The sequence below is a fragment of the Neptunomonas sp. genome (assembly GCF_016744175.1).
Lineage (GTDB): Bacteria > Pseudomonadota > Gammaproteobacteria > Pseudomonadales > Balneatricaceae > Neptunomonas.
The window spans coordinates 67,342-90,663 of record NZ_JADGEV010000014.1 but is presented as its reverse complement, the minus strand read 5'-3'; the positions used below and the strand labels follow the sequence as shown (position 1 = coordinate 90,663).

21 protein-coding genes are annotated in these 23,322 nt (G+C 44.3%); 6 read left to right on the top strand and 15 right to left on the bottom strand.

The window, feature by feature from the left end; all coding sequences use genetic code 11:
* Positions 1 to 261: 261 nt before the first annotated feature.
* Complete coding sequence (locus QZZ55_RS08850) at positions 262 to 390, bottom strand: hypothetical protein (RefSeq protein ID WP_293266960.1); 129 nt, start codon at positions 388 to 390, stop codon at positions 262 to 264.
* Positions 391 to 584: 194 nt separating this feature from the next.
* Here QZZ55_RS08850 and QZZ55_RS08845 point away from each other — a divergent pair, with 194 nt between their 5' ends.
* Complete coding sequence (locus QZZ55_RS08845; protein ID WP_293266959.1) at positions 585 to 1,676, top strand: enolase C-terminal domain-like protein; 1,092 nt, start codon at positions 585 to 587, stop codon at positions 1,674 to 1,676.
* Between the two features lie 98 nt (positions 1,677 to 1,774).
* On the opposite strand, the gene QZZ55_RS08840 is transcribed toward QZZ55_RS08845, so the two are convergent.
* Complete coding sequence (locus QZZ55_RS08840; protein ID WP_293266958.1) at positions 1,775 to 2,041, bottom strand: DUF1272 domain-containing protein; 267 nt, start codon at positions 2,039 to 2,041, stop codon at positions 1,775 to 1,777.
* 65 nt (positions 2,042 to 2,106) lie between these two features.
* Here QZZ55_RS08840 and QZZ55_RS08835 point away from each other — a divergent pair, with 65 nt between their 5' ends.
* Positions 2,107 to 3,135: a GlxA family transcriptional regulator gene (locus QZZ55_RS08835; protein ID WP_293266957.1), complete on the top strand. Its 1,029-nt coding sequence runs from the start codon at positions 2,107 to 2,109 to the stop codon at positions 3,133 to 3,135.
* 174 nt (positions 3,136 to 3,309) lie between these two features.
* On the opposite strand, the gene gyrB is transcribed toward QZZ55_RS08835, so the two are convergent.
* The 4 genes from gyrB to dnaA are packed head-to-tail and all read right to left on the bottom strand — an operon-like array spanning position 3,310 to position 9,530.
* Positions 3,310 to 5,730, bottom strand: coding sequence for a DNA topoisomerase (ATP-hydrolyzing) subunit B (gyrB, locus tag QZZ55_RS08830; protein ID WP_293266956.1), 2,421 nt, complete (start codon positions 5,728 to 5,730; stop codon positions 3,310 to 3,312).
* A gap of 14 nt (positions 5,731 to 5,744) precedes the next feature.
* Positions 5,745 to 6,836 (bottom strand): DNA replication/repair protein RecF, encoded by a 1,092-nt coding sequence (recF, locus tag QZZ55_RS08825; protein ID WP_293266955.1) that lies wholly within the window; start codon positions 6,834 to 6,836, stop codon positions 5,745 to 5,747.
* Positions 6,837 to 6,883: 47 nt separating this feature from the next.
* The gene (dnaN, locus tag QZZ55_RS08820) at positions 6,884 to 7,987 is read right to left on the bottom strand and encodes a DNA polymerase III subunit beta (RefSeq protein ID WP_293266954.1); all 1,104 of its coding nucleotides are present in this window, start codon (positions 7,985 to 7,987) and stop codon (positions 6,884 to 6,886) included.
* Positions 7,988 to 8,015: 28 nt separating this feature from the next.
* Positions 8,016 to 9,530, bottom strand: coding sequence for a chromosomal replication initiator protein DnaA (gene dnaA, locus QZZ55_RS08815; protein ID WP_293266953.1), 1,515 nt, complete (start codon positions 9,528 to 9,530; stop codon positions 8,016 to 8,018).
* Between the two features lie 466 nt (positions 9,531 to 9,996).
* On the opposite strand from dnaA, the gene rpmH reads away from it, so the two are divergent.
* The 4 genes from rpmH (at position 9,997) to mnmE (ending at position 13,658) form a co-directional block, all read left to right on the top strand.
* On the top strand, positions 9,997 to 10,131 hold the full coding sequence (gene rpmH / locus QZZ55_RS08810) for a 50S ribosomal protein L34 (RefSeq protein ID WP_028468230.1): 135 nt from the start codon (positions 9,997 to 9,999) through the stop codon (positions 10,129 to 10,131).
* A 30-nt stretch (positions 10,132 to 10,161) separates the two neighbouring features.
* Complete coding sequence (gene rnpA / locus QZZ55_RS08805; RefSeq protein ID WP_293266952.1) at positions 10,162 to 10,539, top strand: ribonuclease P protein component; 378 nt, start codon at positions 10,162 to 10,164, stop codon at positions 10,537 to 10,539.
* 13 nt (positions 10,540 to 10,552) lie between these two features.
* Entirely contained in the window at positions 10,553 to 12,226 is a 1,674-nt protein-coding gene (gene yidC / locus QZZ55_RS08800) for a membrane protein insertase YidC (RefSeq protein ID WP_293266951.1), read from the top strand.
* A gap of 64 nt (positions 12,227 to 12,290) precedes the next feature.
* Positions 12,291 to 13,658 carry a tRNA uridine-5-carboxymethylaminomethyl(34) synthesis GTPase MnmE gene (gene mnmE / locus QZZ55_RS08795; RefSeq protein WP_293266950.1) on the top strand — a complete coding sequence of 456 codons (1,368 nt, stop codon included), beginning with the start codon at positions 12,291 to 12,293 and terminating at the stop codon, positions 13,656 to 13,658.
* 40 nt (positions 13,659 to 13,698) lie between these two features.
* Here the strand turns inward: mnmE and yghU are convergent, their stop codons facing one another.
* From yghU to QZZ55_RS08750, 9 genes are all read right to left on the bottom strand, one after another.
* Entirely contained in the window at positions 13,699 to 14,541 is an 843-nt protein-coding gene (gene yghU / locus QZZ55_RS08790; protein ID WP_293266949.1) for a glutathione-dependent disulfide-bond oxidoreductase, read from the bottom strand.
* 77 nt (positions 14,542 to 14,618) lie between these two features.
* Positions 14,619 to 15,962 carry a hypothetical protein gene (locus QZZ55_RS08785; RefSeq protein WP_293266948.1) on the bottom strand — a complete coding sequence of 448 codons (1,344 nt, stop codon included), beginning with the start codon at positions 15,960 to 15,962 and terminating at the stop codon, positions 14,619 to 14,621.
* A 69-nt stretch (positions 15,963 to 16,031) separates the two neighbouring features.
* Positions 16,032 to 17,012, bottom strand: coding sequence for a serine/threonine protein kinase (locus QZZ55_RS08780; protein WP_293266947.1), 981 nt, complete (start codon positions 17,010 to 17,012; stop codon positions 16,032 to 16,034).
* A 75-nt stretch (positions 17,013 to 17,087) separates the two neighbouring features.
* A complete protein-coding gene (locus QZZ55_RS08775; RefSeq protein WP_293266946.1) occupies positions 17,088 to 18,089 on the bottom strand; it encodes an adenosine deaminase in 1,002 nt (333 codons plus the stop codon).
* A gap of 82 nt (positions 18,090 to 18,171) precedes the next feature.
* Complete coding sequence (locus QZZ55_RS08770; protein WP_293266945.1) at positions 18,172 to 19,257, bottom strand: BMP family ABC transporter substrate-binding protein; 1,086 nt, start codon at positions 19,255 to 19,257, stop codon at positions 18,172 to 18,174.
* Positions 19,258 to 19,302: 45 nt separating this feature from the next.
* Complete coding sequence (gpt, locus tag QZZ55_RS08765) at positions 19,303 to 19,812, bottom strand: xanthine phosphoribosyltransferase (RefSeq protein WP_293266944.1); 510 nt, start codon at positions 19,810 to 19,812, stop codon at positions 19,303 to 19,305.
* A 110-nt stretch (positions 19,813 to 19,922) separates the two neighbouring features.
* Entirely contained in the window at positions 19,923 to 21,290 is a 1,368-nt protein-coding gene (locus tag QZZ55_RS08760) for an 8-oxoguanine deaminase (protein WP_293266943.1), read from the bottom strand.
* A gap of 5 nt (positions 21,291 to 21,295) precedes the next feature.
* Positions 21,296 to 22,222 (bottom strand): ABC transporter permease, encoded by a 927-nt coding sequence (locus QZZ55_RS08755; protein WP_293266942.1) that lies wholly within the window; start codon positions 22,220 to 22,222, stop codon positions 21,296 to 21,298.
* Positions 22,222 to 23,319, bottom strand: coding sequence for an ABC transporter permease (locus QZZ55_RS08750; protein ID WP_293266941.1), 1,098 nt, complete (start codon positions 23,317 to 23,319; stop codon positions 22,222 to 22,224). Before QZZ55_RS08750 ends, QZZ55_RS08755 begins: the two co-directional genes overlap by 1 nt.
* Between the last annotated feature and the right edge of the window lie 3 nt (positions 23,320 to 23,322).

Here is a 23,322-nt window from a genome sequence, read left to right as displayed (position 1 = left end):
GTGCATACTACCTAAACCCCAATGTTAAGCTCAATATGAATGATGAGAGCGTTGAGTCATAAAATGGGCAGAAGGAATATTATTAATAACCTAAACGCCGGCACTCATACTCATTTGAGACCTCCAACCAACAAGACGGCTTGAGTTAAATATTCAAAAACTTACTTTCAAAAAAAGCAGCCATATGACTGCTTTTTAGTTACTGCTTTTAATGAGTATTGGAAACTAAACATTCACATTAGCCGCATGTAAGATATTGGATTATATTAAGTTTGTTTTTGGTTCCACTTCATCACCCATCAATGTCGTAAACAGTTGGTCTGCTGATATAGCATCTTCAATTGTTACCTGTAGCATACGGCGAGCATCAGGAATTGGGGCCTGAAACACCTCATCATTAGTTCATTGAAATAACACATTTCAGCAAATAAAAACCACTCTATATGAGTGGTTTTTAAATAGCTAAGTGGAACACAGAAACAGCTTCTTACTCTAGGTCAGACCAGTTACCCCACCATAGTTGCCACTGTATCTAGGCGTAATAGACTCCAAATGACAATAAAAAAATATGGGTGTATATAAAAATGCCGACACCATCACAGGCGATTATAACGGGAGTAGAAGTCCTAGCAATTAGGCTTCCAATGGAAAAGGAACACAAAACGGCAAGTGGTATTGTGTCGGAGTCGCCGTTGGTTTTAACGACTATATATACAAATACGGGCATAACAGGCCATAGTATAGTGTTCACCTATACTCCCATCGCTCTTAAACCCGTAGCCGATTTGGTTATGAACATGAGCCCTCTCATAGAAAAACAAGTCTTGGCTCCAATCGCTTTAGAACAGCAACTTAGCTCCCGATTCAGGTTATTAGGAAGTCAGGGGTTAGTGGGCATGGCCCTAGCCGCAATAGACATGGCTTTATGGGATGCTCATGCAAAGCTACATGACTGTAACCTAGTACAATTACTCGGGGGTGCTCAAAAGACTATTCCAGTTTATGGCGCTATTGGTTTTGAAGGCGAAAAGGGCTCAGCCGAAACAGCTACTCAATTAGCCCAAGCGGGTTTTAGAGGTGTGAAAGCTAAAGTTGGATATCCTGATATAGCGGAAGAGCTTCGCGTAGTATCTGCAATACGAAATGCAGTAGGGCCAACAATAGACATCATGCTTGACTACAATCAGTGCTTAACGCCCACCGAAGCAATAGAGCGAACTAAACGTTTTAATGATGCAGAGATTACGTGGATTGAAGAACCTACCTTGGCACATGATTACAAAGGCCATTCAATTGTTAAAAACACCTCATCCATCCCTATCCAGTGTGGTGAGAACTGGTGGAATACCTTAGATCTTCAGCATGCTTTAGATGCTAATGCTTCAGATTTCGTAATGCTAGACGTTATGAAAATAGGGGGGGTAAGCGGATGGCTAAGAGCTGCGGCAATATGTGCAAGCCATCAAAAACTTGTATCAACACACCTATGGCCAGAAGTTAGTGCGCAATTACTTTGTCTAACACCCACGGCTCACTGGCTTGAATATTGTGATTGGTGGAACCCCTTGCTTAAAGAACCACTCCAAATCGAAAATGGCCTAGCTAAAGTAGGAGACAGCACCGGCTTAGGAATGGATTGGGATGATGATGTTGCTGCACAATTTAGTATTAACTAAGCTTAAAATTCCCGTTCTTACAGTAAAAACGCACCAAAATTGACAGTTCAAGTTACACACCACAAAGGTAAAAGCCGCTCGATTAGAGCGGCTTTTACTTACCTACTAATGCTAGAAGCATAACTTGCACATTCAGCATGATCCTTATTGAAACGCACCGTTGACGCTGGGTGCTTCTCGAGATGCTTAGTTGGCCTTATTGGCCGCTGTACAAATCCACCGCCACAGTTTGGGCATACTCCATCGAATTTCACATCAGCACAGTCATTGCAGAAAGTGCATTCAAAGCTGCACACTCTAGCATTCTTACTTTCAGGAGGCAGGTCAACATCACAGCATTCGCAGTTCGGTTTTAAAATAAGCATTCTAAGTTCCTATTCAATGACTTGACGTTTAAAATAGCAATTTTATATTTGGCAGGAGTGCCATAATGACCTCGTTTACTGCCATGCAATCACATCACAAGAAGCACCGGCCTGTCGTTGCGTTTATAGTGTATCCAAATATCAAGCTACTTGACCTTGCAGGGTCTCTGCAGGCCTTTACAGACGCTCAGGATGAAAGTGGCGTTACTGCATATAAAACCGCTATCTTATCTCTAGACGGCAACTCAATTGATTCTGATACCCCTGTTTCACTTTCCACTGAGTCCATATTGGAATGGACAGAACAGCATATTGATACCCTGATCGTTGTCGGAGGCTCAGGAGCGAGAATTGCTAGCCAAAACGCTGATCTCTTAGCAGGCATCACTAGGTTGGCTTCTAAATCAAAAAGAGTAGGGGCAATATGCAGCGGCGCATTTGTATTAGCGGCGTGCGGCTTGCTCAACGGCCGGCGCGCGGTAACTCATTGGGAGTCCTGTGAAGAACTTGGCGCTTGCTACCCAGATATAACAGTAGAATCAGAACCTATCTTTATAAACGATGGTAATATTTGGACCTCCGCCGGTGTTACCGCAGGGCTTGATATGGCATTAGCTATGATCTGTGATGACCTTGGTAGGTCAGCCGCTCTCTATTTGGCACGTTCATTAGTTACCTATGTTGTTCGGCCCGGAGGGCAATCACAATTCAGCGAAGCTCTAAAAGTACAAATTGCAGATGGAAACGGACGTTTCGATAGTCTTCATCAATGGATCCGCAGCAACCTTGATCAAGACCTTCGCGTTTCAACCTTAGCAAATCAAGCGTTGATGAGCGCTCGAAACTTCGCGAGGCTGTATGTTGCTGAAACGAACCAAACCCCAGCGAAAGCAGTTGAAGCGATGCGTGTTGAAGCAGCACGTACCATGTTAGAAAACGAGAAACTATCAAAGAAGGTTATTGCCAAGCAGTGCGGTTTTGGCGACGAAGAGGGGATGAGGCGATCCTTTCTCCGGTTGATAAAAGTAACACCTAGTGACTATGAAAAACGCTTTAAGAAAAGACACCTAGCACTTAACACCGTTGAGCCCTAGCCGCCTAACAAGTGCTATTAACTAACTCCGCCTTAAATCGAAATAAATTAGTATTACAAAAGAACAGCTTAATACTACTGAAAGTAAAAAAGCAGCCATAAGGCTGCTTTCTACATTGATATCATCTCAAATGAGACGGCATCTCACATGATATGAGAAATGACATTTTTAAAGCTAAACATCCACATTTGTGGCATGCAGAGCATTGGATTCTATAAAGTTTCTTCTTGGTTCCACTTCATCACCCATCAATGTCGTAAACAGTTGGTCTGCTGATATAGCATCTTCAATTGTTACCTGTAGCATACGACGAGCATCAGGATCCATGGTTGTTTCCCACAGCTGGTCTGGGTTCATTTCACCCAATCCTTTGTATCGCTGTATGGCGTTACCACGCTTAGATTGCTCTAGTAGCCAGTTGATACCATCTTTAAAGAAGGTAACAGGGAACGTTTTCTCGCCTCGTTTAACGAACGAGCCAGGCTCTAGTAGATCATGTAGCTCAGTTGCTAAAGCCGCAATGGATGCGTATTCACGTGATGAGAAGAAGTCCCTACGAAAAACAAAGTTAGTATCAACACCGTGATTGATATGCACAACCTTAGGTAGGTAAACGCTATGCTCTTTATCGTAAACTAATTCAGACTCATAACGCTCACTGACACTGGCTTGCTTCTCTAGCGCGTCTACAAGCGTCTTTAACCAGCTTTCTACAAGCTCAGAGTTGGTGAGATCATCAACACTTAACACTGACTGATAAATCATTTGTGTGAGTGCTGCTGGTGGGTAGAGCTTACACAAACGATCAATGTGTTTATCCACACCACGATATTGGTTAATCAATGACTCAAGTGCTGCCCCGGCAATCGCAGGTGCACCGTCATGTACGTGAAAGCTAGCATTATCGAGCGCACCTTGAAGTAGGTAGTTTTCTAGTGCTTCGTCATCTTTCAGATACTGCTCTTGCTTGCCTTTTTTGATCTTATACAAGGGTGGTTGAGCAATATAAATGTAACCTCGTTCGATCAGTTCAGGCATTTGGCGGAAGAAGAAGGTCAGCAACAAGGTACGGATGTGTGATCCATCGACGTCGGCATCGGTCATGATAATGACACTGTGGTAACGCAATTTATCTGGATTGTATTCATCACGGCCGATACCACAACCCAATGCAGTAATCAGCGTGCCCACTTCTACCGAAGAGAGCATCTTGTCAAAGCGCGCTTTTTCAACGTTTAAGATTTTACCTTTAAGTGGCAAAATAGCCTGTGTACGGCGGTCACGACCTTGCTTAGCCGAACCACCCGCAGAATCTCCCTCTACAAGGTACAGTTCTGAAAGAGCAGGGTCTTTTTCTTGGCAATCTGCCAACTTACCCGGCAAGCCTGCAATATCGAGTGCACCTTTACGGCGTGTCATATCACGCGCTTTACGTGCCGCTTCACGCGCTCTGGCCGCTTCAATCATTTTATTAACGATCGATTTAGATTCTTGCGGATTTTCTTGCAAATAATCCGAGAAATGCAAAGCAAACATCTGCTCTACCGCTGTTTTAACTTCTGAAGAAACCAGCTTGTCTTTGGTCTGCGATGAGAACTTAGGATCAGGGACTTTTACTGAAATAATAGCGCATAAGCCTTCACGGCTATCGTCACCCGAAGTACTGACTTTGCTTCCCTTGTTCAAACCTTCGTGTTCAATATAAGAATTAAGCGAACGTGTTAATGCCGCACGAAAGCCTGATAGATGTGTTCCACCATCACGTTGTGGAATGTTGTTAGTGAAACAGTGCAGGCTTTCTTGATAGCTGTCGTTCCATTGCAAAGCCACTTCTACACCAACACCATTCTCATGCATACCGGTGAGGTGAACCACTTTATTGACGGCTGTTTTATTCTGGTTAAGATACTCTACGAACGAGCTTAAGCCACCGGTGTATTCAAAAATGTCCTGACGAGCACTACGCTCATCTGTCAGAACAATACGTACGCCTGAGTTAAGGAAAGATAGCTCTCGTAAGCGTTTAGCCAAGAGGTCGAACTGGTACTCAACATTCGTGAATGTTTCTTCTGAAGGCTTAAATCTAACCTCTGTACCTGATTGCTCAGTTTCACCAACAACAGCAAGCGGCGCCTGTGGTACACCATGAACATAGATTTGTTCATGTACTTTACCATCACGGCGTACTGTTAATTTCAACTCAGCGGAGAGGGCGTTTACAACAGAAACACCTACACCATGCAAACCACCGGATACTTTATAGCTGTTGTCATCAAACTTACCGCCGGCATGCAGGACGGTCATAATAACCTCTGCTGCTGATACACCTTCTTCATCATGTATGCCCGTAGGAATACCACGGCCGTTATCTGAAACGGAAACACTTCCATCTGGATGGATGATGACACTAATCTCGCTACAATGGCCTGCAAGTGCTTCATCGATCGAGTTATCTACAATCTCGAAAACCATGTGGTGCAGACCGCTTCCATCATCTGTGTCACCTATGTACATTCCAGGGCGTTTACGAACCGCATCGAGTCCTTTAAGGACCTTAATACTATTGGAATCGTAATTTTGCTCTTCGCCACTCATGGTATTCTCCTGACTCAGTGTGTTTGTACCAATTGGCCTTCTTCAATATTGAAGTAGGCCACTGCTGTATCGGGCTTCCAAAACCGGCTTAACGATTCTGGGTCAACACAGGTGATGAAACATTGATTATTGGTTTGTTCTAAAAATTCACAAAATAAACGGCTATGGTGTTTATCTAGCTCAGACGGCAAGTCATCTATCAGATAAACACATGGCCTATTACTTAAACGATGAAACAGCGCTCCCTGTGCTAGTTTTAATGCACTGACAACCAATTTCTTCTGCCCACGGGATAAACGCTCTGCAGCACTTACACCTTCAGATTTAACTTTCAGGTCAGCCCTTTGTGGGCCAATACTTGTAAAACCCTGCTTTAAGTCTCGTGATAAATTGTCTGCTAACAATTCATCTAAAGGCCTTTTTTGATCCCATCCAGCAGAGAACTTAAGTGTGATGGATAAATCACCAACCAACCTTAATAAAATCTCTTCAAAATCAGGTTTTAATTGCTCAATATAGCGTTTACGCATGCTTGTTAACTGCTCAGCATACTGAATAAATTCCTGATCCCATACTTGCCGCAAAACAGGGTCGATTTTACCACACTTCAGTAAAGAATTACGCTGTTGTAATACACGTTTAAATGCACGCCATAATTGAATAAATACGGGGTCTGAATGAAACACACCCCAATCAATAAACTGGCGCCTTGTTCCCGGGCTACCTTCCAATAACTCAAAGGTATCTGTGTTAATCAATTGCAACGGAACAAGCGTGGCTAACTCAGATAAATCAATGCTATTGCCGTTAAAACGTATCCCTACCTCTCCATCTAAACCACGACTTACACCCAGTGGTTTTAACTGGCCATTTCCTACAGGATCAATTTTAGAAAATACCAAAGACTCTTTCTCTGATGAAGAAACCAAATAACGAAATTGATTAGTACGAAATGAACGCGTTAGACCAAGAAAGTGCACTGATTCGAGCAGCGTGGTTTTACCACTGCCATTGGCACCGTAGATAATATTTATACGCTCTGAAGGCTCGAAAGATACAGCATCGATATTGCGTATCTTATTAACAGAAAGGGATCTGATTGGCATAAAGTGGGGCATGAAGCCAAAACTGGCTTCATGCAAGTCATCCTATCTTACATTCTCATCGGCATGACAACGTAGAGGTTACCCTGTTCATCATGACCTTCGATTAGTGCACTGCTATTAGAATCAGACAGAGTAAAACGCACTACATCAGAATTCAAAATAGATAATGCATCCAACAAGTAATTCACATTAAAGCCGATTTCGAGTGAATCACCTTCATAGTCGATTGCGATAGTTTCTTCTGCTTCTTCCTGCTCTGGGTTATTTGCCATTACTTGCAAAAAGCCACTGGTTAATGTCAGACGAACACCGCGGTATTTCTCATTCGAGAGTATAGCGATACGACTGAATACTTTGCGCAATGCTTGGCGATCACCCAGTACATACTTATCCCCATTTCGAGGAATAACACGCTGGTAATCAGGAAACTTTCCATCGACCAGTTTCGAGGTGAAGATAAAGTCACCCACATGAGCACGGATATGATTAGCGCCCACTACCAACTTAAGTGGCTCTTCGCCTTGTTGAAGCAGTCGAGCCAATTCCAATATCCCTTTACGAGGGACAATTATTTGGTGAGCAGATTGATGAGCAGTCTCAACAGCAGCAACACTGGTTGCTAAACGATGGCCATCAGTGGCAACCGTACGTAATGAACCATCAGCAATCTCAAGCAGCATACCATTGAGGTAGTAGCGCACATCTTGCTGAGCCATAGAAAAGCCCGTTTGCTCAATAAGGTAGCGCAGCTCTCCTTGAGACAACGTTAGATCAAATGTCTGCGGGCTATCCTCAACATTTGGAAACTCAGCTGCTGGCAAGGTAGACAGTGTAAAGCGGCTACGACCTGATTTTATAACCATCTTCTGGCCAGTTAGCGTCATTTCAATCTGCGAATCGTCAGGGAGCGATTTACAAATATCCATAAGCTTACGCGCTGGTACGGTAATAGAACCGGGTTCAGCAGGCTCATCAAGCATCACACAACCAACCAGCTCAACTTCAAGATCAGTTCCTGTCATCGACAGTTTATGATCTTCAGCGACCAATAGAATATTGGACAACACTGGAAGTGTTTGACGACGCTCCACAACACCCGCTACCAATTGCAGCGGTTTAATTAGTGCTTCACGTGAAATAACGAATTTCATGGCAACCTACCCTTATTCCGCTCCGATACTACGCCGTTAGGTGGCGTAGCAGGTTTTGATAATCTTCTCTGATATCCGGATCACTTTCCCGTAACTCTTTGATTTTACGGCAAGCGTGTAACACCGTCGTATGGTCACGACCACCAAAAGCGTTCCCAATCTCAGGCAAGCTGTGATTAGTTAGCTCTTTAGAAAGACTCATCGCAACCTGACGTGGACGTGCTACCGAGCGACTTCTTCGCTTAGATAGTAAGTCGGATATCTTAATTTTATAATACTCCGCGACCACACGCTGAATATTGTCAATACTAACTTGTTTATCCTGTAATGCCAGCAAGTCTTTCAATGATTCTTTAATGAAAGGCGTAGTGATTGCATTACCCGTGAAGTGGGCATTCGCAATGACACGTTTCAGTGCTCCTTCCAGCTCGCGAACATTAGAGCGAATCTTCTGTGCGAGGAAAAAAGCAGCATCATCTGGCAGTATAATTTTTGCTTCTGCAGCCTTCTTCATAACGATAGCTGCACGTGTTTCTAATTCAGGAGGCTCGACAGCAACAGTCAATCCCCAACCAAAACGTGATTTCAAGCGTTCTTCGACGCCGTTAATCTCTTTGGGGTAACGATCACTGGTCAGAATCATCTGCTGACCACCTTCTAATAATGCATTGAATGTGTGGAAAAACTCTTCTTGAGAGCGCTCTTTACCCGCAAAAAACTGAATATCATCGATCAACAGAGCATCAACTGAACGGTAATAACGTTTAAAGTCATTAATAGCATTGAGTTGCAGTGCCTTAACCATATCGGCCACAAAACGTTCAGAGTGTAGATAAACGATACGAGCATTAGGGTTTTGGCGTAGCATTTCCATGCCAACGGCATGCATTAAATGGGTTTTACCTAGACCAACACCACCGTATATAAAGAGTGGGTTGTACGCTCCACCAGGGTTATCAGCCACTTGTTGCGCTGCAGCTAATGCCAGCTGGTTTGATTTACCCTGAACAAATGACTCAAACGTAAAGGCTCTGTTCAAATTTGACTGGTGACGCAAACCACCTTCTACATTTACATCAATGGCTCTACCTGGTTCAGAAACGCCAACATCCAGCTCCAGCTGAGGCGCTGGTATCACAGCAACAGGCGCAGAGTGAGCGCTTACAACAGAAGAAGGCGCATTAGTTGCTTGAGGTTCATATTCAACTTGAGCAGGTTCGGCATAGGCAGATACAGGTGGAGGCGCAGCAGGCCGAGGACGCGGTGGCATTCGACGAGCAGAGGAAGCACCTGCAACAACAGCGGCAATATCTACGCGGACATCAATACTGATGTCTCCCGAAACATCACTAACGACCTGCCTAATACGGGAAAGGAATTTATCATTAACCCAATCTCTTACGAAACGATTGGGAGCCAGAAGAACGACAACAGAATTTTGGCTTTCATCAGCACTCAGCGGGCGAATCCAAGTATTATACTGCTGAGCAGGGAACTCACTTTGCAGGCTAGGCAAACAACGTTCCCACAAATCTCCCGACATAAACTCTCCGCAAAAATAATGATTCGCACTGAAAACAGCATAAGTGACTGTTATATAGCCGCTATTCTACAGTGATCCACAACACTTATCCACACAGCAATGCTAAATAATGATAACTTAAGTACAAATAATAATATGCGCATCAATACATGGAAAATTGTATGTTTTTCATACTATTTTTCACTTACAAACAGTAAACCAACATAATACGTAACCACTTACTAACAGCCCAAGTTATTGTTATATAAAAGAACAAAGACTTATAAACATTTTTATCCAGTTTTACTTATCCACCGACTGAAAAAAGAGGCCTAATAAATTTATTAACCTATTTTCACGCATTAACTAAAAAACCATTTGAATTATCTTAATTAATTCACTAGAATTTCGCGTCTTAATTTTGCTCTGTAGCTTCAGCCAGCTAATAACCGAGCACTTAACAAGCGTTAATAGTAGGTACTGACTGATGAAAAGAACATTTCAACCAAGCGTTTTAAAACGTGCTCGTACACACGGCTTTCGTGCTCGCATGGCTACTAAAAGTGGTCGCGCAATTATCAACCGCCGTCGTGCAAAAGGCCGTTCGCGTCTGTCTGCTTAATAACAGACTGCGACCGGATCTGGTACTTGAATGACCGAATTCGGATATCCCCGACAGCTGCGTTTGCTGACTGCCGGGGACTTTCAAAAAGTCTTTGATGGGGTCACTGTCAAAGTCCCAGATCAGAAAATACTGATACTAGCCCGTCATAACGGACTCGAACATCCACGTCTCGGGTTTGTGATTTCAAAAAAAAATGTACGTAGAGCAGTGAAACGTAATCATGTTCGGCGTATCATTCGCGAGTCATTTCGCCTTAACCAGCAAAACCTACCACCCGTCGATATGATCATTCTGGCACGTCCAGGACTGGGTGATATAAGCGCATGCGACTTACATCGTCTTGCCGAAAAATGCTGGTCTCGGTTGAATAAAAAATCCAAACACGTACTTAACAAGCAAGATTAACGGTCTTAAACTTATGGATGTACAGCGAGTCATACTAGTTGCCGCTCTGGCACTTATCTCATATATGCTGGTATTACAGTGGAATGAGGATTACGGTCAGCAACCAACAGCACAAGCCCCGGCTGCTTCTGTATCTGTCTACGGCAGTGCATCAACAAGCAGCGACCTTCCTAGTGCAGTTAATGCTGAAAAAAAGAGCTCTACAGGTGAGTTACCCACCACAGAAACCGCCACTTCAGGCACAGTACCAGCTCAACTAATCACAGTTAAAACTGATGTATTAGATGTGCTTATTGATGCGAAGGGCGGCGATATTATTCAAGTAGCCTTACCTGCTTATAAAGCAACGTTAGGAAGCGAGCTTCCATTTATTCTGCTTGAACAAAATGTTAACCGCACTTACGTTTCACAAAGTGGTTTGGTTGGCACAAACGGCCCAGATGCAAACCCAGACGGACGCCCAACCTACTCAGTAGAAAAAAGCGAATACACTCTGGACAATCAAGACAACGTTAATGTTGATCTAGTCTTTAGCGATGCTAAAGGGGTTAACATTACTAAGCGATATATCTTCAGCAAAGGCTCTTACACTATTGGCCAAGAATATATCGTTAATAACACCTCTACTGAAACGTTCCAAGCAAACTTATTTGCTCAAATAAAACGTGACCAAAGTGCTGACCCTAATTCATCAACTGATATGGGTATGCAATCTTACCTTGGTCCTGTCTTTTCGACAGCTTCAGACAGTTATAGAAAATATGACTTTGATGATATTAATGAAACTAACTTCAGTGAAACAACACCTGACGGTTGGGCAGCTATGGTTCAGCACTATTTCTTAAGTGCATGGATACCTACACCAGGAGCTGAATACACTTACAGCACTCGTAAACTCAATGGTAACTATATAGCAGGTTTTGTATCGCCTTCGTTTGAAGTAGCCGCTGGGGGCGAGAAAACTGTTTCCGCATCTTTTTATGCAGGCCCTAAAGATGTAAACCAGATGGAAGCGGCGGCACCTATGCTGGACCGTACTCTTGATTTCGGTTGGCTGTGGTGGATTGCATCACCACTCTATGTTGTTCTTAAGTGGATTCATGGAATCGTAGGAAACTGGGGGCTGACTATTATTTGTATCACGCTTCTAGTGAAGGCATTACTGTTCCAGTTAAACGCAAAAGCCTTCAAGTCTATGGCCAAGATGCGTAAGTTTGGCCCTGAAATGACTCGCTTGAAAGAGCTACACGGTGCCGATCGCCAGAAGATGTCTCAGGCTATGATGGAGCTGTACAAGAAAGAGAAGATCAACCCGTTGGGCGGCTGTTTACCTATTGTTGCTCAAATGCCGATTTTCATCTCTTTGTATTGGGTACTCATGGAATCAGTTGAGCTGCGCCATGCAGACTTCCTCTACCTGACGGACCTTTCAGCAAAAGACCCTTACTTTATTCTGCCAATTATTATGGGTGTGAGTATGTTTATTCAGCAATCGCTGAACCCAACACCTCCGGATCCAATGCAGGCTAAAGTAATGAAAATGTTGCCTATCATGTTCACTTTCTTCTTCCTGTGGTTCCCTGCAGGTCTGACATTGTACTGGGTAGTGAACAACGTATTATCTATCGCACAACAGTATGTGATTAACAAACAGATTGAAGCAGAACCTAGCGCATCCTCAAAGTAGCGTAACGTTCTAAAAAGGCTCCTACGGGAGCCTTTTTAAATGCGGCAAGACAAACGGAGTACCTATGAGCCTGATACCTCAAGAAACCATTGCTGCACAAGCCACCGCTCCAGGGCGTGGCGGTGTGGGAATTATTCGCGTATCAGGCCCAAAGGCAGTTGAGATTGCAGAACAGGTTCTCGGACACTTACCAAAACCCCGTTATGCACATTACGGGGCATTCAAGGACTCACAAGGAAACGAACTCGATGAAGGGATAGCCCTTTATTTTCCTGGTCCTAATTCCTTTACCGGTGAAGATATTTTAGAGCTACAAGGGCATGGCGGCCCTGTGGTGATGGATTTCCTGCTACAACGTGTTCAGTCTCTTGGTGCTCGACTTGCAAGACCAGGAGAGTTCTCCGAGCGCGCTTTCTTAAATGACAAGCTCGACCTAGCACAAGCAGAAGCTATCGCAGACCTTATCGACAGTTCATCGCAACAAGCTGCACGTTGTGCATTACGCTCCTTACAAGGTGAATTTTCTCGCCGAATAAACACGCTAGTAGAATCACTTATCCAGTTACGTATCTATGTTGAAGCAGCCATAGATTTCCCCGAAGAAGAGATCGACTTCCTCGCTGACGGAAAAGTACTCTCTGATCTACATGGCATTATTGCCAACCTAGCCGCCGTGCTAAGTGAAGCAAAGCAGGGTAGTTTAATTCGCGAAGGGATGAGCGTTGTTATTGCAGGACGACCCAATGCAGGCAAATCCAGCCTGTTAAATGCACTAGCAGGTAGAGAAACGGCCATTGTTACTGATATTGCTGGGACAACACGTGACGTGTTACGTGAACATATCCACATTGATGGCATGCCACTTCACATTATCGATACCGCTGGATTACGTGATGCGCCGGATGAAGTTGAGCGGATTGGTATTAGTCGTGCTTGGGAAGAGATTCACAAAGCAGATAGAGTGCTATTAATGGTTGATAGCACCAAAACGCACGCAGATGACCCCCAGCAAATTTTGCCTGAGTTTGTAGACCAGTTACAAGATCAAAGTAAAATCACGGTTATCCGCAATAAATCTGACCTGAGTGGCGAAGAATTCGGCCTACAAGAGGTGCACGGTCATACGCTAATCAATCTATCGGCGAAAGCTGGGGAGGGCATAGAGACGCTACGTGACCACCTTAAAACCTGTATGGGTTACCAAGCGACAACAGAAGGTGGCTTTCTTGCTCGTCGTCGCCACCTTGAAGCACTCAATAGCGCTTCACAATTACTAGAAACCGGTCGAGATCAACTTATCCACAATGGTGCAGGAGAGTTACTCGCCGAGGACCTAAGGCAAGCTCAGCAAGCCTTAGGTGAAATTACTGGCCAATTTAGTAATGATGATTTATTAGGACGAATATTTTCCAGTTTCTGTATCGGAAAGTAATCTTCCTATTTGTAATTAGGACCTAATAAACAAGCCACACCTAATCAAGATCAGCGCCATCATGACGTTCTGGTACCTGATCCGCTTCCTCCCCCCATGTTCTGTTGACCTTACGGCCACGAATGACAGCGGGGCGTTTAGCTATATCATTTGCCCAGCGCTGCACATGTGTATATTCATGTACCGCAAGAAACTCTGCAGCGTCATATAAATGACCTAACACTAAACCACCATACCAAGGCCAAATAGCGATATCAGCAATACTGTATTCGTTTCCAGCAATATACGGACGCTCAGCCAATGCTCGGTCAAGTACATCCAACTGCCGCTTTGTTTCCATGGTAAAACGATCAATCGGGTACTCAAACTTTTCCGGTGCATAGGCATAAAAGTGCCCAAACCCACCGCCAAGATAGGGCGCAGACCCCATCTGCCAAAACAGCCAGTTCATTACTTCAGTCCTGTCGGCTAGCGCCTTAGGCAGTAATGCATCAAACTTTTCAGCGAGATAAAACAAAATAGAACCCGATTCAAATACTTGCGTTGCTGTTTCTGTACTGTTATCCACAAGCGCAGGAATTTTAGAGTTAGGATTAATCTCAACAAAGCCACTTGAAAACTGATCACCCTCCGTAATACGAATCAACCAAGCATCATACTCCGCACCTTCATGCCCAAGTGCTAAAAGCTCCTCAAGCATAATGGTAGCCTTCATTCCATTAGGCGTAGCAAGAGAATAAAGCTGCAAAGGATGCTGACCCACAGGAAGCGCCTTGGTATGAGTTGCACCTGCAACCGGACGATTAATGTTCGCGAACTCTCCACCGCTGGGTGCTTCCATCGTCCAGACTTTCGGTGGTGTATAGCTTGATGAATGACTCATGACATTGCCTCTTGTACTGTCGGATAAAGTATTAAGATAGATAGCTATGTGAATAAAGAGCGTAGGTATAACTAGAGTTATAACACGCCTAACGCCTCATAAAGATGTAAAAATAGAATCTGCAAAACCAAAAACTTAACTGAAAAGCTCCGGTTGCGCATAAATAATTGAAAGTTACTAATATTAAAACGACCCGCCAGGGTTAGATGCATTCCTGATAACGGTGATGCGATAACACCACCTGACCAACACATTAAAAATGTCATCGCTAGTAAATCTGGAGCAACATCGATATTGGCAAACAAACCTCCCGCTGTTGCTACAGTGATCACTGGATGTACACCAACAATAGCTAAAACGACAGACACTGTCAGCAGCACACTGGCTTGCCATGCACCAACATGGGTAAAACCAAGTACTATGTCAGCCGATGTCATCACCGACCCAATACCGACAGCCAAGACACCCGCCGCAAGAAACAGCAGTAATTCTGAACCAATATTGGGGATAACATTAAGAACGTGATGTTTATACACAGGTAAGCCTGTCGGAGGCTTTCCACGTATAGTGGACTTTTTAAAAGCGAGCACAATAAGTGGTAGTAAAATGGATAAAAAAGAGATCAGTGTAAGTACTGGAACCAGTGGTAATAAAAAATGACACGCCATAATTGATATGGCCAACAACGAAGGCATCCATAAAGCCGATAAGTCCAGTGGATAACCTTTAAACTGCTCAACCTTTATCTCTGTTGTGATATCTGTTCCTGCAAGCCACAAAGCAACAGCAGCAATAGGTAGTCCAGCCATAGCCAGTACAAACAGGTTTGCTCCAGCTGTATTCGTAAGTGCAACTCCCATCGCTGCAGTAATCGGCGACCAAAGCACAACAGTACCAAAACCACGAGAAAGCGTCGCAGCCTGTGTCATGCTTAAAGGCTGCTTTTGGTTAAGGCGTTCGGCCATAATCATCATCGCCGACAAATTAATAACAGAACCAAAAAGGTGGACACCTAGCAGGGTTTTCCAGAAAGCTTTTTTACCTTGTGGTTCCCTGTGGCCTTTACTCATCGAAGAAGCAGCGACCAATCGCAGAAAGCTTACCGCAGCCAACATCGCCACCAGAGCTTGGTTGGCACTCAAGGCTTTTAACCAAAGCACCGTTTCACTTTGTGAGAAGCTCCATAACAAACAGCTAAGACCCACCAGCATCATAAGCCCCGACTGGAGGAGCTGCATCTTACGTACACGGCGTATTAACAACAAAGCAGCGCACCAACCTGCTACACCTGCCCACCAGCTAGGAATAGCATCGCTCAGTCCATTCACGACTGAGAACAATATCATTAGATACAGCGTAATTCCTGCCACGCGCACATGAGCAGGGCTGATAGGTTGGCTACTCGACTGATGATTAGACATTCGTTAATTCAAAGCCATCTCAAAATCTATCTAAAAGCTCTCTCGAACACCTACATCAATATAGGGATATCAAAGTAGTTTTAGCACGGGTTGCTGCAATGCAAAAAATTGCTCTCGTAACTGTAAAAGATGTTCTCCCCAGTAACGTTCGGTATTAAACCAAGAAAAACTGTGAGGAAAAGCAGGATCATCCCAACGGCGAGCAATCCACGCCGCGTAGTACATCATCCGAAGTGTACGTAGCGCTTCAACTAAATGCAGTTCACGAGGGTCAAAATCCGCAAACTCATTGTAGCCTTCAATGACTTCACCAATTTGTAATTGTTGTTGATGCCTATCCCCAGTTAAAAACATCCACAAATCTTGGATAGCCGGTGCCATGCGAGCATCATCAAAATCTACAAAGTGTGGCGTATCATCCCTCCATAAAATATTCCCTGCATGGCAATCACCATGCACACGTATCAACTTCACATTACCGGCACGTTTAAAAGCAGCGTCAATTTCACGTAAAAGATCAGATGTAAGGCTGTCATACGCATTTTTTAAAGAACTGGGGATAAATTCCCGGCTTATAAAATCGACACTGTCAATTCCATAGCTTTGAATATCCATAGTAGGCCTGTGGATAAAATCATGAGACTGGCCGACTTGATGTATCCGGCCGATAGTGCGTCCCAATTGAAACTGATGTTCTGGATCATCTAATTCTGGAGCACGACCACCACGGCGCTCAAATAAGGAAAAACGAAAATCTTCATAACAAAAAAGGCTGTCGCCTTTTTCATTTCTCATCGGCGCAACAACAGAAAGCTCTTGGTCCACCAGCTCATACATGAACTGATGTTCTTCTAGTATCTGCTCATCACTCCAACGCTCTGGTCGATAAAATTTTGCAATAAGGGGTGTCTTCTCATCAATACCTACTTGATATACGCGGTTCTCGTAGCTATTTAGAGCCATTATGCGCCCATCACTTAAGTAACCAAGAGACTCTACGGCATACAGGACGGTATCAGGTTTTAATTCAAAAAAAGGCTGTTTATTCATAGCACTACTGCCGCAGGTAATGGTTTAGTGGGAGCCATATACTAAACCGAAGTAATATGAATAGCGCGTCTAAATTCAAACAGACTCAATCTTCAGGAGAATAGAATTTTTTGCGTCTTGAGGTAAAAAACTAGCGTTAATGCTATTGATCGCAAGCTGTGTTAATTGATCACGTGTCATCTCTAGAGATTCATACAGTGCTTGGTAGTTTTCAACGACATAGCCGCCAAAATAAGCGGGGTCATCGGAGTTTACTGTCACCATCACCCCTTGGTCCAGCATTTTTAATATGGTGTGGTCTGCCATATCTGAGAACACTTTTAAGCGCGTATTCGATAACGGGCATACCGTTAGAGGAACCTGCTCATCAACCAAGCGCTGCATCAGTTCAGAATCTTCATAGGCACGTACACCATGGTCAATACGGTCTACATTAAGTGAGTCTAACGCTGACCACACATATTCTGGAGGGCCTTCTTCACCGGCATGAGCAACCGCCTTGAAACCTTCAGCGCGAGCTTTAGCAAATACACGCTGGAACTTCTCTGGTGGGTGGCCCATTTCAGAACTGTCTAGACCAACAGCGATAAACTGATCACGGTATGGCAATGCCATCTCTAACGTTTCAAAAGCAGCCTCTTCAGATAAATGACGTAAAAATGAGAGTATTAGATAACTACTGATACCTAATTCAGTTTCTGCCTGTTTTAAAGCCGCATTGATGCCGTTGATCACTACCTGAAAAGGGATGCCTCGGTCTGTGTGCGTTTGCGGGTCAAAACAAGGCTCGGTATGCACTACACCTTGTTCTTTACAACGTAGAAGGTACGCCCACGTTAGATCAAAGAAGTCCTGTTCCGTCTGCAATACATTGGCGCCTTGGTAATAAATATCAAGAAAGTCCTGCAAATTTTCGAACTCATACGCAGCTTTAATCGCAGCGATATCATCATAAGGCAACGACAGCTTGTTACGTTGCGCTAGCTTGAGCATTAATTCTGGCTCTAAACTCCCTTCAAGGTGAAGATGCAATTCAGCTTTAGGGAGCCGTGTAATAAAGTGGGTAATACTTATCATAAAAGCTCCCGTTATAAGCTTAAAAAAACGATCAAAAAAGGGGGCATAAGCCCCCTAGTGTTCCTTAGGTTATCTTTCCTATTTATCTAGGAATTTCTCCTGGAACACCTTCTATATACCAGCTCATACCCGCTAATTCATCATGCGGTAAAATTTCGCCTTCAGCTACTTTAAGTTCGCCCGCTTGGTTTTTAATAGGGCCGGCGAACGGATGCAGAGTTCCGGCTTTAATCTGAGCAATCATCGCTTGAGCTTCAGCTACCACATCCGCAGGGACACTATCACTGAACTCAGGAATAACAATCTCTTCTTCAGCCATTCCACCCCAATGATCTTCAGACTTCCAAGTACCATCCATCACTTGCTGAACACGCTTGATGTAGAAGGGAGACCAGTTATCCACAACCGAAAGAATGTGCGCCTTCTTACCAAAACTAGACATATCAGATGCCTGTCCTACAGCATAGGCACCGCGTCTATTAGCGGCTTGCATTGCTGCCGGGCTATCCGTGTGTTGCAAAATAACATCCACGCCCTGATCCATCATCGCATTAGCGGCATCCGCTTCTTTACCTGGATCAAACCAGCTATTGACCCAAATGATTTTCAGTTCAGCATCCGGGTTATATTTATTTAACGCCATCTGCACAGCGTTGATATCACGAATAACCTCAGGAATAGGGAAGGAAGCAATATAACCAATTTTATTAGACTTGGTCATTTTTGCAGCAGTAAAGCCCGCGACATAACGTCCTTCATAGGTATTAGATATGTAAGTACCTACGTTTTTTTTCAGTTTATAGCCTGTCGCATGTTCAAACGTTACTTTAGGAAAACGCTTAGCAACTTTTAACGTTGGATTCATAAAACCAAAGGACGTTGTAAAAATCAGATCGTGGCCCGTTTTAGCAAGATTACGGATAACACGTTCAGCATCAGCACCTTCTGGTACATTTTCAACGTAAGTGGTTTTTACCTTATCGCCAAAATGCTTTTCAACAGCCAAGCGCCCCTGATCATGCTGATAACTCCATCCATGATCACCTACGGGCCCTACGTACACAAAACCTACTTTAAAAGGGTCTGCTGCCTGAGCGCCTAATGTAGCCACTAAACCTACGCCAGCAATTAAGCCCGTTAGGAGTTTTTTTAACACGATTTTCTTCATTACGGAAATCCTCGTTAAGACACTTATTATTGTTGGCTAAGACGCTCAGCCTGCGGTATTTGTTCTATCTGCTAAAGGTGTTGAGAAAGTGTATTCCATATCCCATGGAAAACGAATCCAAGTATCTTGGCTCACTTCCATTGCGTAAGTATCAACCAAAGGTCGACCAGCAGGCTTAGCATATAAAGTTACGAAATGGGCTTTAGGTAACATTTCACGTACACAGCGAGCTGTTTTGCCCGTATCAACTAAGTCATCTACCAGCAAAAAGCCTTCGCCATCGCCTTCCACGCCTTTAAGAATGTTCAACTCACCCTGATGCATCGCTGCATCACCTTCGTTATTTACACCATAGCTAGTAACACACACGGTATCGATCAAACGAATATCCAGCTCACGAGCCAAAATGGCCGCAGGTACTAACCCCCCACGCGTGATAGCAATAATACCTTTCCACGGGCCCAACTCCAGTAAACGCCATGATAACGCACGGGAGTTACGGTGCAGCTCCTCCCAAGTCACTGGAAAATCTTTACTGTATGGCGACTGTCCCATCAAATATTCCTCATCAACCAAAATTTAATATGCCTTACAAAAACATGGCAAGACATAGCATTGCCAGAAATCATAACCTAATAGTCAGGTTTTTCTAGTGTAAAAATATTCTAGTGCTGCAACTTAACCGCAAGCTTGTTAGCTAACGCACTGTGCTCTGCAATGAGCGCATGCCTGTCAACGCCTGGTACCTCACCATCCTCGACAGTCCATCGGCCCGCAATCATGACACGATCAGCTCTATCAGCGCCGCACAGTAGTAAAGCGGCTAATGGGTCATGACTGCCTGAAAAGCGCAGCTCATCTAATGTAAACATCGCCACGTCTGCTTGCTTACCCAGCGCTATTTCTCCTACATCACTTCGCCCTAAGACAGCAGCAGAGCCCTGTGTCGCCCAGCGGTATGCATCGAAATGGGTTACAGCCGATGACCCATAGCGTAAACGTTGAAGATATAAAGCCTGGCGGACCTCCTGAATCATATTGGAGCCATCATTTGATGCTGATCCATCCACACCTAAGCCAACAGCTACGCCCGCCGCTTCTAACTCTTTTGTGCGGGCAATACCTGATGCTAGCATCATGTTAGATGTCGGGCAGTGGCATACACCCACACCGGCGTGGCCTAAACGACGAATCTCTTCATCATCAAAGTGAATACCATGTGCTAACCACGTGCGTGACGATAACCAGCCTACGCTCTCAAGGTAGTCAACTGTGCGCATACCAAAACGTTGCAGGCAGAATGTTTCTTCGTCGATGGTTTCTGCTAAGTGAGTATGTAGACGTACATCATGGCCTTCCGCCAGCAATGCACTTGCTTGCATAATTTCTGGCGTTACCGAAAAAGGCGAGCAGGGGGCCAATGCTATTTGGGTCATAGCACCTTCACCGCGCTGGTGATAACGCTGAATAAGTCGCTCACTATCACTCAATATTTGTTCTTCACTCTGAACCGTTGTTTGTGGTGGTAAGCCACCATCTTTCTCACCAAGGCTCATTGAACCACGTGTCAACATCGCCCGTATACCGAGCTTCTCAGCCTCAGCAACCTGTACATCGATGGCGTTTTCCATACCTTCAGGAAACAGATAATGATGATCAGCTGCCAATGTACAGCCCGATAACATCAGCTCTGTTAACGCCAAGCGGCTAGCAGAGGCTAGCATCTCAGGCTCTAAACCTGCCCACAGAGGGTAGAGTGTCTTTAACCAAGGAAATAGTTCTTTATTCAGCGCGTCAGGGTAGGCTCGAGTTAGTGTTTGATAGAAGTGATGGTGAGTATTAATCAACCCCGGCAATATGACATGTCGACTAGCATCATAAATCTGATCATATGGCTGAGAGGGCAATGCCCCTACAGCCACCAGCTCAGTAATTTTACCGCCTGAAACAACAATACCACCACGAGCATCTTCTTTTGGGTTAGACAAAATAGCCAGTGGATTTTTTATCCACAGGGAACTGTTTTTAATCATTTACCTTAAGCTCCCGCATGAAACGGTTTGCCTAATGATATTGGCGCATACATTTTGCTGCGCCCCTGATTACGGGACATCATCACCAAAACCAGTACTGTAGCAATGTAAGGTAACATCGCTAATAGATTAGGAGAAACAGCAAAGCCTAAGCCTTGTGCTACCAGATGTAGAATACTGGCTAAACCAAACAAATAAGCCCCCAGCAGGATTCTCTCAGTACGCCAGCTAGCAAAAACAACCAATGCTAGTGCAATCCAACCGCGCCCGGCGGTCATATTCTCAGCCCATAAAGGCGTATAGGCTAGTGATAAATAGCCGCCCGCTAAACCCGCCATTGCGCCACCAAAAGCCACGGCTAAATAACGAGTACGCAAAACAGGCAAGCCAATAGCGTTAGCCGCATGCGGATTCTCTCCAACAGCCTTTACAATTAAGCCGGTACGGCTGGAACGGAAAAACCAAAAAATAATACCGAATAAGACAAAAGATAAGTAAACGATTAAGTCTTGAGCAAATAACATCTTGCCGATCACAGGAATATCACTGAGAAACGGGATAGCAATAATTTCTAGCCCGTCTATAGGTTTACCCACAAAGCTTGAACCAATAAACGCAGATAAACCGCCTCCAAAAATGGTCAATGCTAATCCTGTCGCTACTTGGTTAGCGTTAAGCCCCAACGCTATCATGGCAAATAGTTGCGACATTACCACTCCCGCAACGATCGCCATCAAGAAGCCAAAAAACAAACTACCGGTCAGCCAGGTTGCTATAAACCCTGCCACAGCGCCCATCAACATCATGCCTTCTTGGCCTAAATTTAAAACACCGCTTTTTTCACATACCATTTCACCTAAGGCTACAATCAGTAGCGGGGTCCCGGTACGTATCATGGCGTAGAGAATATTCGTAATAAGATCAATATCCATTATTGTTGCTCCACACGGCTTGTCACTGTTTTCACACCTGACCAAGGAAATTTAATTTTGTAACCAATCAATACATCGCATGCAAGGAGATAAAACAGCAACATGCCTTGAAACAAACCGGTAATAGCCAGCGGCATATTCAGTTCAATTTGAGCCATCTCTCCACCCATATAAATAAGGGCCATTAATAAGCTGGCAAACAAAATACCAACAGGGTGTAAACGTCCTAAGAAAGCAACAATGATAGCTGCATAACCATACCCGGGTGATATTTGCGGTACGAGCTGCCCTAGTGGACCAGCAACTTCACCGGCACCTGCTAGCCCAGCCAAACCACCACTGATTAACATAGCAATCCATACAAGCTTTTTATCTTTAAAACCGGCCAGTCTTGCAGCGCTAGCATCCAACCCCAATACTTTTATTTGAAAGCCGATAAAGCTACGAGCCAATAAAACCCAAATAATGACAACCGCCAGCAAGGCAAACAATATCCCAGCATGTACACGTGTATCCTCCACTAGAATTGGTAACAAAGAGGCATCGCCGAACAAGGCGGATTCAGGGAAGTTATACCCATCAGGATCTTTTAACGGACCATGCACCGAGAATATTAGTAAGTTGAGTGCGATATAGTTAAACATGATGGTTGTTAGAATTTCGTTAGCGTTAAAGTGGGTTTTTAACCAAGCAGCCAGTAATGCCCATAAAGCACCACCAGCAATTCCCGCCAACATCACTACCGGCAAAGCCCATGCAGCCTCTACTTCTATGATATTGACCGCTAACGCGCTCGCAGTGAGCCCCCCCATTAATAGCTGCCCTTCCGCACCGATATTCCACACTTGTGCCTTAAACACGATAGCCAGACCAATAGCACACAGTAAAATAGGAGCCGTTTTAACGCATAACTCAGCTAAGCCATAGGTATCTGATATAGGCGTATAAAGCATCGTTTTTAGAGCAAAAAGAGGATCATGCCCTTGCAGATAAAAAAAGATTCCCCCCGTAACCAGGGTTAGAACTCCGGCTAGCAGAGGTGATAAATATGCCATCTTGCGGGAGTGCTCTGCACGAGGTACTAACTTAAGAAACATCTA